General features: G+C 46.4%; 17 protein-coding genes. 3 read left to right on the top strand and 14 right to left on the bottom strand.

Annotated elements, in window-relative coordinates; genetic code table 11:
* Window positions 1–2: 2 nt before the first annotated feature.
* Window positions 3–944: a ferrochelatase gene (gene hemH, locus EGM68_RS09060; protein WP_025676991.1), complete on the bottom strand. Its 942-nt coding sequence runs from the start codon at window positions 942–944 to the stop codon at window positions 3–5.
* Between the two features lie 22 nt (window positions 945–966).
* Complete coding sequence (hemE, locus tag EGM68_RS09055) at window positions 967–2,022, bottom strand: uroporphyrinogen decarboxylase (RefSeq protein ID WP_013370469.1); 1,056 nt, start codon at window positions 2,020–2,022, stop codon at window positions 967–969.
* 231 nt (window positions 2,023–2,253) lie between these two features.
* On the opposite strand from hemE, the gene EGM68_RS09050 reads away from it, so the two are divergent.
* Window positions 2,254–3,474: an MFS transporter gene (locus EGM68_RS09050; RefSeq protein WP_013370468.1), complete on the top strand. Its 1,221-nt coding sequence runs from the start codon at window positions 2,254–2,256 to the stop codon at window positions 3,472–3,474.
* Between the two features lie 104 nt (window positions 3,475–3,578).
* On the opposite strand, the gene EGM68_RS09045 is transcribed toward EGM68_RS09050, so the two are convergent.
* Window positions 3,579–4,223, bottom strand: a complete 645-nt coding sequence (locus tag EGM68_RS09045) for an O-methyltransferase (RefSeq protein WP_013370467.1) — start codon at window positions 4,221–4,223, stop codon at window positions 3,579–3,581.
* Window positions 4,224–4,379: 156 nt separating this feature from the next.
* Between EGM68_RS09045 and EGM68_RS09040 the strand changes: the two genes are divergently transcribed.
* The gene (locus EGM68_RS09040; RefSeq protein ID WP_040101671.1) at window positions 4,380–5,540 is read left to right on the top strand and encodes a THUMP domain-containing class I SAM-dependent RNA methyltransferase; all 1,161 of its coding nucleotides are present in this window, start codon (window positions 4,380–4,382) and stop codon (window positions 5,538–5,540) included.
* A 187-nt stretch (window positions 5,541–5,727) separates the two neighbouring features.
* Window positions 5,728–7,710, top strand: coding sequence for an LTA synthase family protein (locus tag EGM68_RS09035; RefSeq protein WP_129549042.1), 1,983 nt, complete (start codon window positions 5,728–5,730; stop codon window positions 7,708–7,710).
* A gap of 126 nt (window positions 7,711–7,836) precedes the next feature.
* On the opposite strand, the gene EGM68_RS09030 is transcribed toward EGM68_RS09035, so the two are convergent.
* The 11 genes from EGM68_RS09030 to EGM68_RS08980 form a co-directional block, all read right to left on the bottom strand.
* The gene (locus tag EGM68_RS09030; RefSeq protein ID WP_013370464.1) at window positions 7,837–8,106 is read right to left on the bottom strand and encodes a hypothetical protein; all 270 of its coding nucleotides are present in this window, start codon (window positions 8,104–8,106) and stop codon (window positions 7,837–7,839) included.
* A gap of 93 nt (window positions 8,107–8,199) precedes the next feature.
* Window positions 8,200–8,421 carry a YuzB family protein gene (locus EGM68_RS09025; protein ID WP_013370463.1) on the bottom strand — a complete coding sequence of 74 codons (222 nt, stop codon included), beginning with the start codon at window positions 8,419–8,421 and terminating at the stop codon, window positions 8,200–8,202.
* A 23-nt stretch (window positions 8,422–8,444) separates the two neighbouring features.
* Entirely contained in the window at window positions 8,445–8,747 is a 303-nt protein-coding gene (locus EGM68_RS09020; RefSeq protein WP_013370462.1) for an iron-sulfur cluster assembly accessory protein, read from the bottom strand.
* 206 nt (window positions 8,748–8,953) lie between these two features.
* Window positions 8,954–9,220, bottom strand: a complete 267-nt coding sequence (locus EGM68_RS09015; RefSeq protein WP_090735823.1) for a hypothetical protein — start codon at window positions 9,218–9,220, stop codon at window positions 8,954–8,956.
* 136 nt (window positions 9,221–9,356) lie between these two features.
* The gene (locus tag EGM68_RS09010; RefSeq protein ID WP_129549041.1) at window positions 9,357–10,577 is read right to left on the bottom strand and encodes a M14 family metallopeptidase; all 1,221 of its coding nucleotides are present in this window, start codon (window positions 10,575–10,577) and stop codon (window positions 9,357–9,359) included.
* A gap of 119 nt (window positions 10,578–10,696) precedes the next feature.
* A complete protein-coding gene (gene racE / locus EGM68_RS09005; RefSeq protein WP_013370458.1) occupies window positions 10,697–11,506 on the bottom strand; it encodes a glutamate racemase in 810 nt (269 codons plus the stop codon).
* A 209-nt stretch (window positions 11,507–11,715) separates the two neighbouring features.
* On the bottom strand, window positions 11,716–12,039 hold the full coding sequence (locus EGM68_RS09000; RefSeq protein ID WP_058829383.1) for a YtxH domain-containing protein: 324 nt from the start codon (window positions 12,037–12,039) through the stop codon (window positions 11,716–11,718).
* A gap of 96 nt (window positions 12,040–12,135) precedes the next feature.
* Window positions 12,136–12,783: a helix-turn-helix transcriptional regulator gene (locus EGM68_RS08995; RefSeq protein WP_016819697.1), complete on the bottom strand. Its 648-nt coding sequence runs from the start codon at window positions 12,781–12,783 to the stop codon at window positions 12,136–12,138.
* 8 nt (window positions 12,784–12,791) lie between these two features.
* Window positions 12,792–13,232, bottom strand: coding sequence for a DUF86 domain-containing protein (locus EGM68_RS08990; RefSeq protein WP_013370455.1), 441 nt, complete (start codon window positions 13,230–13,232; stop codon window positions 12,792–12,794).
* Window positions 13,233–13,256: 24 nt separating this feature from the next.
* The gene (locus EGM68_RS08985) at window positions 13,257–13,544 is read right to left on the bottom strand and encodes a Dabb family protein (protein ID WP_013309679.1); all 288 of its coding nucleotides are present in this window, start codon (window positions 13,542–13,544) and stop codon (window positions 13,257–13,259) included.
* An 81-nt stretch (window positions 13,545–13,625) separates the two neighbouring features.
* Window positions 13,626–14,051 carry a phage holin family protein gene (locus EGM68_RS08980; RefSeq protein ID WP_013370454.1) on the bottom strand — a complete coding sequence of 142 codons (426 nt, stop codon included), beginning with the start codon at window positions 14,049–14,051 and terminating at the stop codon, window positions 13,626–13,628.
* Between the last annotated feature and the right edge of the window lie 162 nt (window positions 14,052–14,213).

Genomic DNA, 14,213 nt, shown 5'->3' with positions numbered 1-14,213 from the left:
CCTCATCCCTTTTTCCATTGGTCTATGATGACATCACTAAGCGTCTCCATATACAGTGGGTCACTGTTGAGTGAATCAATACGCTGAAAACGCATATCCAATTCTTTCGCCAAAGCCTGTGCTTCAATATCCAGGTCGTATAACACCTCTAAGTGATCAGAAACAAAGCCAACTGGCGCAGCCAGCACATACTCCACTTGCTCTTCCTTAAGACTGTGCATGGTATCCAAAATATCTGGTCCCAGCCACGGTTCAGCTGTACGGCCGGCACTTTGCCACGTAAACTGCCAGTTGGTAATTCCCGCCTTATCCGCAACAGCCTGCGAAGTAGCCATTAACTGCTCCACATATGGATCACCCATAGCCAAAATCCGCTCAGGCAAGCTATGCGCACTGAACAGAACACGAACCTCGTCCCGCTTGGCTCCCGCTTCTTCAAAAAGCGCCAGTTTTGCGTTCACACGCTCAGTCAGCGTCTTGATCAGCTTGGGATGAAGATAATAGCTCTCCACAAATGATATGGCCAGATCCAGTTCCTGTGCCTTAGCCTGTGCACGCTTGATATAAGAGCCTACACTCATAACGGAATAATGCGGAGCCAGCACGACACCCACCGCCGTACGAATGCCATCTTGCACCATCGCTTCGATACCGTCCTCAATAAACGGCTTGGCGTGTTTGAGCCCCTGATAACAGACAAATTCTATGTCCGGGTTGCGATTTTCCTGATTTAAGGTTTCCTGCAAGTTGTGGACCTGTCGATCTGTATTCTGACGCAACGGAAACACGCCACCCACAATGGCTTCGTAGCGATCTTTTAATTCTTTTAACTGCTCCGGCGAGGGAGCATGACCACGGCGAATATGTGTATAATACGCTTCAACCTGGTCCAGACTCTCCGGCGTCCCGTAGGACATGACCAGTACACCCACTTTGGTTTTCATTAGCAGATCCCTCTTATCTTTTCTAGTTGTGTTCATTTTTTGACAAAACAGAGCGAGAATACTCATGTACATAATCGGTAAGCTCTCTTAGCTTATCTAGCGAGGCTTCAGGAAATAAGCCGTGACCGAGATTGAAAATATAGCCCGGCTCCAGAATGCCTTCATCTACAATTTTTTTTGCATACTGCTTAATCACATTCATCGGCGCAGTAAGCACATAAGGGTCCAAATTGCCCTGCACTCCAAAACTGTTACCCAAGCGACGACGGCCTTCAGGTATACTTACCCGCCAGTCCAGTCCAATCACATCGGCTTTTACCCCGCTCAAATGCGGAAGCAATTCACCAGAGCTTACGCCCGGAAAATAAATTTTAGGCACATTCAGATCAGATAACTCATGGAAAATACGTACAATGGTCGGCAACACAAAAGTTTGAAAATCATAAGGCGAGAGTGCACCTACCCAGCTATCAAACAATTGAAAAGCCTTACCACCGTTAGCGATATGGGCCCGCACGTATGTAATAACCATATCCCCTAGCTTATCCATCAAACGATGCCATAGTTCAGGCTCTCCATACATCATCGCTTTGGTGCGAATATATCCCTTGGAGGGTCTTCCTTCTATTAAATAGCTGGCAATAGTAAAAGGCGCCCCAGCAAACGTGATCAATGGCACGTTCAACTCACGGTCTAAAATACGGATGGTTTCCAAAATATGACCCAAATCGCGTTCTACATCAATCGGACGCAAGTTGTCTACGTCTGCAGCTGTACGGAGCGGATTATCAATAACCGGGCCAATATTTTTGACAATATCAAAATCAACCCCTAGCGAGGCTACCGGATTCATAATATCAGAATATAAAATTGCAGCGTCCACCCCAAGCTTGCGCACGGGCATCAACGTTACTTCTGCGGCCAACTCGGGCTGGCGGCAAATTTCAAGCAGCGTGTATTTTTCCTTAATTTTGCGATACTCAGGGTCATACCTTCCGGCCTGCCGCATGTACCATACGGGAATATGATCCACAGCTTGCTTGCGGCAAGCGCGGATAAAAGTATCATTGTAGGTCATGACTTCAGCCTCCAGTTCGAATCATAAATACTATATTTTATTATGCCCTTTTTCAAGAGTCGTAACAACCGCCGCTCTCAAACAAACCATGACAAACCCATGACATTTGGATAAAGTTTCAATGAAGTGTGCTATACTAGAGAAATGGCTTTTTTAAAGCTCCGGGAAAGTTATGCATGAATAAGTACCTTTACAACAGGATGAGAATGGCAGAAAGGAAGTGAAAGCACATTGAAAACGTGGGAGACGTGGAAAATCAATCTCATTGTGCTTTGGTTCGGTCAGTTTCTGGTCAATGCGGGAATTACAATGATTACTCCGTTCCTTGCCCTATATTTGGCTCAAGACCTCCATGTGAAGGGCGAGCACGATATAGGACTGTGGGCAGGAGTTATTTTTGCAGCTAACTTTTTGACCTCGTTTATATTTCAGCCATTATGGGGTAAGCTGGCCGACCGATATGGACGTAAAGTCATGCTGCTTCGCTCAGGCTTCGGCATGGCCCTGGTCATCGGATGTATGGGTTTGGTCACCCACCCATGGCAGCTGCTAGCGCTTCGCCTGCTAAACGGTACAATTTCGGGTTTCAATCCGGCTTCTATTTCCCTAGTGTCGGGTACCACTCCCAAAGAGCGAACCGGCTTTGCTATGGGAATTATGCAGTCCGGTCAAATGGCTGGCACAATTCTCGGCCCTTTGCTAGGCGGATTTTTGGCTGACTGGGTCGGATTCAGACCGATCTTTTACATTACAGGAGCTCTTATTTTCCTAGCCTCTCTAATGGCAATGTTTTTGGTTAAAGAAAATTTCAGCAAAGCGGAGGCCGCGCGAATTCCACAAATTTCGGTTCTTGCCGGATTAAAGGAGCTAAGCCATACGCCCCAGCTTCCGGCTTTGTTCACCGTGACGTTCTTACTCCAATTTGCCATGATCAGTACAGTTTCTCTGCTACCTTTGTATGTGCAAAAGCTATATGGCTCGGCAGAAGGAATTGCACTGGTTGCCGGGTTCGTTACCGCTATTACAGGCGTATCCAATATGGTAGCCGCACCGCTCCTTGGACGATTAAGTGACAAAATAGGAGCACACAAGATCTTGACCATTGCACTACTCGGAACGGCGATTATGCTCATTCCGCAAGCTTTTGTCAATGAAGTATGGCAGCTTGTCATTATCCGTTTTTTCATGGGTGTGTTTATGGGCGGTCTGCTACCAAGCGTAAATGCGCTGATTCGCACCTATACACCGGAAGGAATGGAAAGCCGCTCTTTCGGATTCAATACCAGTTCACTGGCGCTCGGGAATATGCTGGGTGCGGTCATTGGCGGAGTGCTTTCCGGATTTATCGGCATCGAGGGACTGTTCATCATGTCTGGTGTGTTGCTGATTGTCAATATAATCTGGGTACGTATGAAGCTTTTTGATCGTAAGGCTACGCCTCATTTCAGGTAAGACAACCTTCGGGTAGGACAGCCTGCCTTAACAGACAAGAACCTCCGCTCCACACTGTGGATAAGGAGGTTCTTTTTGGTATAGCTACATTCAAGGGACGCCCGTTACTTCACTCGTGCCAACGCCAATCCATCATAAGCCGGCAAAAGCGTACTGACTAGCCGTGGATCCGTTGCTATCGTTTCGTTAAAACGTCTCACGGCCTGTACGGCAGGTCCGTTCTTGTCGGTGTTCAGTGTGCGTCCCCGAAGAAAACAGTTATCTCCGGCAATTATAGCGCCAGGATTGGCCAGTGCAATCGCATACTCCAGATACACTGGGTAATTTTCCTTATCCGCATCAATGAAAAAAAAGTCAAAAGTCTTTCCTTCTTCCTGAAGCTTCTTCAGGCTGTCCGCTGCGGGTCCAATACGATACTCGACACGATCACCGTAGCCATTGTTTTTCATATGTTGATGAGCCAACGCAGCGTACGCTTCTTTCAGCTCCAGGGACACGATGCGACCTTTCTCTCCCAGCCCACGGGCCAGGCATAATCCACTGTATCCTCCTAATGCTCCGATCTCCAGTACCTGCTGTGCACCAGAGACTTCAACGAGAAAGGTCAACAGCTTTCCATAGGGATGAGCAACCGATACCTCCGGCATCCCTTCTTTAACAATAGCCTCCCTAATGCTGCGCAGCGCTTCATCCTCCTGTACCAGCTGGTCTACATATTGTTCAGGTGTCATATTGGGTGTGATTTCCACGTTTCATCTCTCCTTCTTGCTTTATCATAACGCAGGTTGGACGCGGTGTCCTTCGTAAATTATTTGCCTTAACGATTTGTCTCTTCGAGTACAATGACCTATACTATAGGGATTGAACCAAGCTTACATGATTATGAGACGGAGTGAATACGTTTAATGACTCAACTGCAACTAATTGCAACTGCGCCGATGGGACTGGAAGCCGTTGTGGCCCGAGAACTCAGAGAACTGGGGTACACGGATCTGACCGTCGAGAATGGCCGCGTCGTTTTTTCCGGAGATTATAAGGATATATGCCGATGCAACCTGTGGCTTCGCACATCTGACCGCGTTCTTATTAAAATGGGCGAATTTGCTGCAACTACCTTCGACGAGCTGTTTGAGGGTACCAAAGCATTGCCTTGGCAGGATTGGATTCCTGTAGATGGTGAATTTCCCGTAGAGGGACGTTCACACAAATCACAGCTTAGTAGCGTACCAGCCAGTCAAGGAATCGTCAAGAAGGCGATTGTAGAAAAGCTCAAGGAAACCTACCATACAGACTGGTTTGCTGAAGATGGTCCTCGTTACGTCATTGAGGTCATCCTATTGAATGACCGTGCGCTGATAACGCTGGACACAACTGGTCCAGGACTGCACAAACGAGGCTACCGCAAGCTTGTTACAGAGGCGCCTCTCAAAGAAACAATGGCTTCCGCTCTTATTCAGCTTAGTCGGTGGAGCCCGGATCGACCATTCTATGACCCATGTTGCGGTTCCGGTACTTTATTGGTCGAAGCTGCTATGCAAGCCTGGAACATTGCTCCAGGCCTGAGACGTACCTTTAACTCGGAAGACTGGCCTGTCATTGGCAAAGAATTATGGAATCAGGCTCGCGACGAGGCGATGGATCTGACTCGTGATGACATTCCTTTTGAGATTGCAGGTAGCGATATCGACCCTAGCGCTATACAAGTTGCTGAAGCAGCTGTAAAGGCAGCAGGCTTTGCTAAAGACATCTCACTAAAGGTGCTGCCTGCCAGCAAGGTTAGACTTGAGGGCCAGTATGGTGTGATGATTACAAATCCACCTTACGGCGAAAGACTGAGCGAGCAAGCCGAGGTAGAAAAGCTGATCCGTACACTTGCACGCACGGCAGCCGAAATGAAGACTTGGTCCTTCTTTGCCATCAGCTCCACCAAGCAATTTGAGCATTATTGGGGCCGCAAAGCCGACAAGCGCCGTAAGCTGTTTAACGGCCGAATTGAATGCCAATACTATCAGTATCTGGGTCCTCTGCCTCCGCGCCGCAAAGATACTTCACCGTTGCAGTCCTAAATGTTCGAGCTATAGGCCAGGAAACGAACCCTTTGTTCGTTGTCCTGGCCTCATTTGTGCTGTATTTTCTTTACTTAATCATTGAAATGCGCAGGATGAGCGCTATAATAATTAAAGGCATTTCGGTTTTAACATTACGTTAATGTGTAGTTTATACTAGCCGAACATTTCTGCCGGAGGGGGTAAAGTGTTGGTTATTCGCACGACCAGTGCAAGACGCACTGGTAACATGTTCAGCAGGCTGCTGCTGTCTCAATATTTCGGTTTAGTTCTGTTTTTTGTACTTATGATTGGCAAGCTTGTACTGATTCACTATAACCTGCATGCCCAAAATATTGACATGAATCCGCTGGATTATGTCATTGCTACTGGTTCCCTGTTGCTTGTAAGCTTTTGGACCTTGTGGCTGCCACGTCGCGGACGTTTGATTGCTCTTGTGGTGCTCGATATATTGCTCACCGCGCTCATTTATTCCGACATGGTTTATTATCGGTATTTCCAGGATTTCATTACGATTCCCGTTTTGCTTCAAGCTGGACAAGTTGATTCTCTGGGTGGAAGTATCGCATCTCTTATGTACTGGTGGGATATTTTCTTTTTTGCAGACTGGATTTTATTCATTCCGTATGTCATATTCGTAGCTTCCTTACGGCGTCGGTTTACAACGAATGATCATTACTTAGAAGCATCACGAAGCTCTTTCACTAAAAGATTTTTGCTTCGCTTCTCCAAGGGGGCATTGGCTTTCCTGATTGGCTATGTTTTGACATTTGGACCGATCAAAATATATACCTCCACTTGGGCAACCGGCATATTTGTCGGCAACTGGTGGTCAATGGCCTTGTACAACGTAACCGGATTGATCGGATTTCATGGATATGATATCTACCGCTACGGTCAGGATCATCTTGGGCCCCAGCCTACATTGGCTCAGGTGGAATCTGATAAGGATAAGGAATGGTTCAATCAACACCAGAAGTTACTTCAGGTAAAAAATGACCTATACGGCAAGTATAAGGGCAAAAATGTGATGGTCATCCAAGCTGAAGCGTTCATGAACTTTTTTATCGGCAAACAGATCAACGGTCAAGCAATTACGCCTAACTTTGACAAACTGACGAAGGAAAGCATGTATTTTAATAATTATTTCCATCAAACTGCGCAGGGTCGTACTTCGGATGCGGACTTCTCTACCCACGCTTCGCTGCATCCGCTCCCTACGGGTTCTGTATTTATCCGTTATGCGGACCATAAATTCGATACGTTGCCTTCCATCTTGAAGGATACAGGTTATAGTCCTAATGCGTTTCACGTATACGACAGCAGCTTCTGGAACCGTTACACGATGTATAAGGCGATGAACTACGACAAGTTCTACAGTAAAAAGGATTTTAAAATAGATGAGCCTCTGGGCTGGTCCCTGGGAGACAAATCCTTTTTTAGACAAACGCTCAACGATCTCACAACCGAAGTTAAGCAACCGTTCTACGCCTATATGGTCGGTATTTCGAGCCATCATCCGTACAACCTGTCACCTGACGCTGTAGATTTGGATGTTGGCGAGTTTGAAGGTACGATGTTCGGAGACTACCTAAAATCCGTCCATTATGTGGATGAGGCTTTAGGTGAATTGGTAGATCAGATGAAAAAAGACGGATTGTGGGATAATACGATCCTGATGTTCTACGGGGATCACGACAATTCCATTAAAGACAAAGCACTGTATGAAAAGTTTTTAGGCAAGCCTCTTACAGATCTGGACATGCAGAAAATCATGAATCAGGTGCCATTACTTGTGCATCTTCCTGACGGAAGCCAGGCAGGCACGTATACAGAACCGGCAGGACAGCTGGATCTAACGCCTTCCGTAATGCATCTACTTGGGATTTCTACAAAACCATATCATTTTATGGGTAACGATCTGTTTAGTGGAAAACCTCGTATGGTTGTGCTGCGTACTGGCGCTTTCACGGATGGACGAGTGTACTACATTCCATCTGAGGACGGTACATTCTCCAAGGGGACCTGTTACAATCTGAGTACAGGTCAACCTACAGATGTGAATGCCTGCGGACCAGGCTATACTGAGGCTCTCAATCGATTAAAGATATCCGATCAGGTCATCACATACGATCTTATTCGCGAATGGGAGACTGAAGCAAAGAAGTAACAAGGATATCGATTGCATAACTACCTGATATATAACAAAAATCCCGATCCATTGCTTGTTAGGGCTGTGGATCGGGATTTTTGTGTTGACAGTCATTTGACTGCGCTTGTTACCATTAACAAATACTCAGGAACGCAACGTTTTTTTAGCCTGATCAAGACGCTGTACCTCTTCACCAAGCATTTCCTCAGCAACTTCTACTGCATCGTCACCAAGGCTATCCTTTGCCTGCTGTATAGCATGCTCCGCATGAGTGCGAGATTGCTCCGCTTGCTCAATCAGCTGTTCAGCCGGATGTGACAATGCCTGAGACACGGCATTGTGAAGCTTGTCCACCGAGTTTTGTGTTTGAGCTTCGACACTGTGATTGTCGAGATTGGAATCATATTGGGCCATGAGTCACTCCTCCTTCTGGGCATGGTCTACATTCATTAGCATGGATCAGAAGGAGGGGAACTATTCAAAAGGTGCCAACGATGCGCACTCGAACTATTTTATAAAGCGTGCAGCCTTCTCTAATACTTCATCCTCTGTGGCCGCACTCACATAACGTCCGTTCACATACACAAACGCCCGTTTTCCACAAGGACCGCAATACGATTTGCAACCGATTTTGATCTCCGCATCGGGTGCCATCTTTTTCAACTTAGGCAAGATCGTTTTTAAGCGGATATGATTGCACTCATCACATACGCGAATATCATTAGCCATCTGTCATCCCTCCGAGCTCCGGCTTAGTGGTCGCCGTGATTACCTTGGGAAGGGTTAGTAATAACAAATCCTTCTTCGGGGAAGTACAAGTAATCAATTTTTACACCATCCAGCAACGGCTGACCGCTTTCCAAAATTACATCGATGCCTTTATCTGTAGATACAACAGTATCTGTTTCCTTAGGCGTGTCCAAATCGAGCCCGTAATGAGCATGATCTCCATGAGCATGAGTAATAACAACACGCAGGCTCTTCCCTTGGTTCTCTTCCTTATCCAGTTCAAGCTTCAATACTTTAGCTGCATTACGAGTAATTTTGCAGTTCATTAAACTTCATCTCCTTCATATTCATTAAATGAAATGTGGTTCAATGGATACATATCCACACCACACAACCTAGCGGATAAAATCAACAATTCCAATAATTAGCCCTCTCCTTGATGAAAAGAAGTTGTGCAGCATAGCACAAGGCAATATTCCTATTGTAAAGAAAATCGCAAAAAATCGCAATCACGAAAATCATAAGCTTACATCTAACGGACACGTACGTGCTGTTTTTCAAGCATATCGGGATATTTTCGTTCAGCACGGGTGACGAACCAATTCATAAGCAATAACGTCACACCAATATCGTCGATGGGCATAAATGGCATGACATCAGGTAGTATCCAATAGAGCAATACAGGCACCGCAAAAAGTAATTTTTCACCCAATGGAATCCTCGAAGAGGTAATCAATCGGGGGATACGACGAAATACATGTAACCACTGACGGAGAGATAGTAGTCTTTTCCACTTCATAGGTTGTTCACTCCATTTCCAATGCTCCTAAGTATATATACCCTATTGAAGGGACATGTAAAGAGGAACACTTGTAAAAAACGTGCTCCTCCTAATACGCGCAAATGAATCAATACGTTTCAGCAGGTCCGATCTGTTACCATGACAGCACCGTCGCCATTAACATGCCTACTTCTGCTGCAATATCATCATAATCCCGCATAGGCAGCGGATTTACGCCTAGACCGACTTCAACGGTAAATCCCGGTTTACCAAACCGTTGTATAAACCAATCCTTATACCCGGCATCGCTTCCCCCCAGCTTTACCGCCCGATACCCTGTTGCAGCAGCCAGCTGTAATGCCCAATCTCGGCTCTCCTTAGGCTCCAGATCCCGGTAATTCCAATAGATTTCCTGTCCTTGGCTGTGTATGGATAATACCATGTCGAACTGTTCGCGCTCCGTTAGATCCGCAAGGGCCTTGGACTCTGGCTCAGACAAAGGTGCAGGTCCTGCGTAATCTCGTCGAGACGGACCTGTTTTACCGCGTCTGCGCACCTCTTCCTCCCAATACGCCGGAAACTGATCGTTGAGGTCGACACCGCGAATATTGGCCTTCCAGCCGCGGTAATCAGCACGTCCTTCATTCCACTTTCTGAGTTCATGATACAGCGGATGAGTTGGGAGTATACCCTGTTGCACCAGTTCTACTCCATCCGGATTGACCATCGGTACCACCCATAAGGATGTATGTTCCATTAATTTCATCGGAGAGCCCGCATACACCCATTGAGAATTCCCAGCAAGTTCTCCAGACCCATTAATCCCTTGTGCATATTGTTCTATAAAACGCAGCAAACAAGGCGTCGTCAGCCATTCGTTGGCATGTACAGAAGCGTTGGCATGAATTTTCCTCGTTCCCTGCCCAATCCGTATATAAGGGATATCTTTCCCCATGACACTGGTGCCAATGCTGCCAACTTCAATAAACGGATATTTGTGGGCCAATGCCTTCAGGTCTTCCTTTAAATCTTCATAACTGTACTCTCCACGTAACCGTACAATCTGATCCTGATGGTCATCAGGAATAATAATTATCTTTCCTTCCACAAAATCATGCTCCGCAAGCCTCGAATTAGCGAGCCGCAGCTCATCAAGCTCTACACCGAACTGTTTGGCAATCTGTCTTGCATTCTCCCCAGGCTGAATAACGTATTTACGATCCGTAGACGGACGAATATATAGCAATTGACCACAAATCAGATAGGGTTGCGTGGCGGCCCACGGATTATCTGCGATCAAAGTATCCGCCGATAGTTTAAAAGCCGAGGCGACCCGGTGCAATGTATCTCCTTTTTGAACGATATATTCCCTCATCTTACTACGCCCCTTCCATCTGCCTTACTGCATGTTATGCAGACGCTGCGTGTCTTGATGTAGCGAAAAGCAAAACAACCAACTTCTTTTGTCCAATGACAAAAAAGTTGGTTGTCTCGTTAATCCAGATGGGTGACTTGCCAGACAACAGGCGTTTGCCGAATCTGCTCCCCAAGCCACTGTGCGGCAATGCGCTGGAACAACTCTGGATCGCCGGAACAAAAAAGCTGATGCACCGGCGTTTCGTCCCCGGCCTCTAACTTGCCCTTGTTATACAAAATGGTACTCGTCTCTCGTGCAGTTTCATCTGCCGAGCTAATAAGCTTCACCGCAGGACCCATGACTTCCTGAATCGTTTCCCTCAAAAAAGGATAATGCGTACACCCAAGAATCAGACAATCAATCGGATACGTTTGAATAGGTCTCAATGATTCCTCCACAACCTGCGATGTTGTCTTGGAGCGGAACAACCCTTGTTCCACCAAAGGCACAAGTGCAGGACAAGCGTGGCTCACCACGTCTACATAGGGAGACAACTGCTTGAGCGCAGTTGTATATGCTCCGCTTCGAATCGTACCGACAGTTCCGATCACCCCGACATACCCGGTAGCGGTCGCACTGATCGCAGCACGAGCCCCAGGGTGGATAACTCCGATCACCGGAATGGATACCTTTTGGCTTATATACTCCAATGCCGCAGCCGTTGCTGTGTTACAAGCAATAATAATGACTTTCGGATTAAATTGAATCAGAAAATCAACCATCTGCTCTGTAAATTTTTTAACCTCTTCCGATGGTCGGGGACCATACGGGGTGCGCGCAGTGTCTCCAAAATAAATGATTTTTTCCCGCGGAAGCTGACGCATGACTTCTTTAACAACCGTCAAACCTCCTACACCGGAATCCAATATTGCAATCGCTTGCTGCACGTACACACCGCTTCCTTTTTTGTTTAAATATGAGTTGTTTCATCTCGGAAATCTTTCTGCTGCTACATAACTTATGTCGTATTAGCGTAAAAGGTACCCCAAAAGATTACCCTAAAACGAGGAAGCGATCAACAAAAAGGCTTCACCCCAACGGGAGAAGCCACAAACTCAAGCTATAGCCAGTTGTTTCACCTACGATATACAGACAGTTACAAAGCATCTTCTTCCGTATTCTCTTGAACAGGCACGGATGAAATGCCAACCTTTGAAGCAATATCACTCTTTTTACGCCATTGACCTAATTCATGAATGACGGCTGAAGCTGTCTCCTTAATTTTGTCAGTATACTCGATGGAAGTATCTGAAATTTTCCCCGCAAGCTCCTGTCCCTTATCACTCACGTGACGTGCCTGGTCTGTAATATCCTGACGCAGCTCGCGACCTGACTTAGGAGCAAATAACAACGCAGCAACCGAACCAGCAATGCTGCCTACCAACGCGCCACGGATAAAGCTTTTGCAGTTCTCTTTCATATTCATCTCTCCCTTATGCCCGGGCGAATGCCCATCTGTTAATGCATTATAAGCATGGAGAGCCTGTCATGATACAGAGAACAAGCCAGAAAATTTCTACTTATTTTTGGAGCGGATACGATACAAGCAGCAACGACCTCCATCCGCCAAACAATCCTCACGGACAACCTCGGCATCAAGCAGCTCCTCAAACATTTGCTGTTCGCATTCACAAGCCTTGCGGTAACGATTGGCGATCTGAGAGATCGGACAATTGTATTCCATAATAGAGTAACTGCCATCCTCTTCCTCACGCCACTCTGCCATATAGCCTGAAGCGTTCTGGATGCCCGAAAGCTTTTCCACACGTGAAGCTAGTGTAGACTCACTCTCTATGTGAGGGGCGTAGCGCTTCATCATTTTACGTTTTCTACCATCAAATAACGAGTGAACAGCTTCCATTCCCTGCTCTTCATCCAGCTCCTCTAACAGTTCCAGTAATAGGTGATCATAATTACGAGGAAATTGCTCGCTTCCCTGATCGCTCAGGCTGTACAAAAACGTTGGGCGTCCCATCGCCTGTCTCAGGATCGTAGCCACAATCAGGCCATCCTGCTCCATTAATTTGAGATGCCTGCGCACCCCCATTTCGGTAATGCCCAATTGAGCTGCCAAGCTTCCGACGCCCACAGGTCCCTGGGTTTTCAACAGTGTCAAGATCATGCGCCTAGTGGGCATTTCGGGTACGATATACTTATCCGTCACTTTTGCCTTTACACTCCCTCGGGCTGAGGACCCAATTCCTTATTTAAATAATCGTGCACGTTAGATACAAAAAGCTCCAGCAACCCAGGCAGCTTAGGTGTAAGTGGGTGAAGGCTTGTCCTGTCCCAATGGAAATACTCCTGTACTAAGGGTTTACGTAAGGCTACCAGCTCTAATAGTGAATGAAATACGGTATCATCCAATACACCTTCCTCATGAATGATACCGATAATGTCCTCATAGCTACTGGCGTCACGCATAATAAAACCGTCGATGATATAGCTTCCTACGTCCGTTACCGTCTCAATGGCCAGATGAAGGCAGCGCTCCTGCACTAGCCCCTGCAACAGATCGCCGTTCCAGGCGGCGGATGTCTGGCGAAGTCCGGCGACAATGTCGGGAACAGCCCCTAGTCGAAGCTCAATTTGTTCCCGGTTGACATAATACAAAGTTCTGCACCTCCAGTAACCGCTTTAGATTTCATAATCAACTGCGATAGATACATCCTTCACTTCATTCATGTGTACAATAATTTCCTGATGCACAGGGTGTACCTGATACGTTTGCAAGTCTTCCAATGTTTCAACCACAGCGGTAAGAGAAATATCATAAGAGCGTTCCGAACGAATCACATCCGTACCTACTTCGAGTGACAGCAGCTCTTTGATCTTGCCATTCATGCTGCGCAAAATAGATGCCGTATGTTCAATGCTTTCAGGGGAGCGATCTTTCAATTTGAACAAAACAATATGTTTAATCATGCGTATAGGCTCCTTATCTTAAAAATGTTCTCTTGAAAATTTTATCATAACGCCCCACATACGGAAAGAAACTTTGTGATCTTAGCGATCTTTTCCACCATTTTTACCATCAGACTCCTTGTCCTTTAATAGGGCAAAAAAATTCTTAAGCTTCGGTGGAAGCGGCAGACCCATTCGTGAACAGTTTTCCGTAATTGAGATCAATTCGTTGGATAAATAAAAATACGTTGCCGCCCCTTTCATGATTTCCGTACCCATCAGGAGATCCACATGATGCGCCAAAGAAATCACCATGAGCATTAAAGCCTTTCTCGCCAACCCCCAAAAGCCGGCTTTACTGCTTAAACCTTGCCCAGTCTTTACGGCGGCGGCGACTCCAGTTACATAATCAACAGCCATGGCAACCGTGAATAGCACCATAAGCTGATTCCAGCCGCCAAAGGCAAACGTAATAATGGCTCCTGCGGTGGCACAAATCATACTAAACATACTCGGATTAATATTCATACCTGCTCCTCCTCTCGGGGCGGTTATTGTAATATATGCAGCGACGTGGTTACCCGTAAAGTCATATGACCTGTGCATAGATATCAATTCATAGATTCATATAAAACGAGCTGCAAAATAAAAAAACAGGCTACCCTCTTTCAAAAAAATTGAAGTAGGGTA

Source organism: Paenibacillus sp. M-152 (assembly GCF_003856555.1).
Classification (GTDB): Bacteria; Bacillota; Bacilli; order Paenibacillales; family Paenibacillaceae; genus Paenibacillus; species Paenibacillus polymyxa_C.
This window is presented reverse-complemented; position numbering and strand designations above follow the sequence as displayed.

Excerpts from the sequence above, each read along its gene's own strand:
- hemH (WP_025676991.1), bottom strand. The coding sequence starts at position 944 with ATGAAAACCAAAGTGGGTGTACTGGTCATGTCCTACGGGACGCCGGAG.
- hemE (WP_013370469.1), bottom strand. The coding sequence starts at position 2,022 with ATGACCTACAATGATACTTTTATCCGCGCTTGCCGCAAGCAAGCTGTG.
- EGM68_RS09040 (WP_040101671.1), top strand. The coding sequence starts at position 4,380 with ATGACTCAACTGCAACTAATTGCAACTGCGCCGATGGGACTGGAAGCC.
- EGM68_RS09030 (WP_013370464.1), bottom strand. The coding sequence starts at position 8,106 with ATGGCCCAATATGATTCCAATCTCGACAATCACAGTGTCGAAGCTCAA.
- EGM68_RS09025 (WP_013370463.1), bottom strand. The coding sequence starts at position 8,421 with ATGGCTAATGATATTCGCGTATGTGATGAGTGCAATCATATCCGCTTA.
- EGM68_RS09020 (WP_013370462.1), bottom strand. The coding sequence starts at position 8,747 with ATGAACTGCAAAATTACTCGTAATGCAGCTAAAGTATTGAAGCTTGAA.
- EGM68_RS09015 (WP_090735823.1), bottom strand. The coding sequence starts at position 9,220 with ATGAAGTGGAAAAGACTACTATCTCTCCGTCAGTGGTTACATGTATTT.
- EGM68_RS09010 (WP_129549041.1), bottom strand. The coding sequence starts at position 10,577 with ATGAGGGAATATATCGTTCAAAAAGGAGATACATTGCACCGGGTCGCC.
- EGM68_RS09000 (WP_058829383.1), bottom strand. The coding sequence starts at position 12,039 with ATGAAAGAGAACTGCAAAAGCTTTATCCGTGGCGCGTTGGTAGGCAGC.
- EGM68_RS08985 (WP_013309679.1), bottom strand. The coding sequence starts at position 13,544 with ATGATTAAACATATTGTTTTGTTCAAATTGAAAGATCGCTCCCCTGAA.
- EGM68_RS08980 (WP_013370454.1), bottom strand. The coding sequence starts at position 14,051 with ATGAATATTAATCCGAGTATGTTTAGTATGATTTGTGCCACCGCAGGA.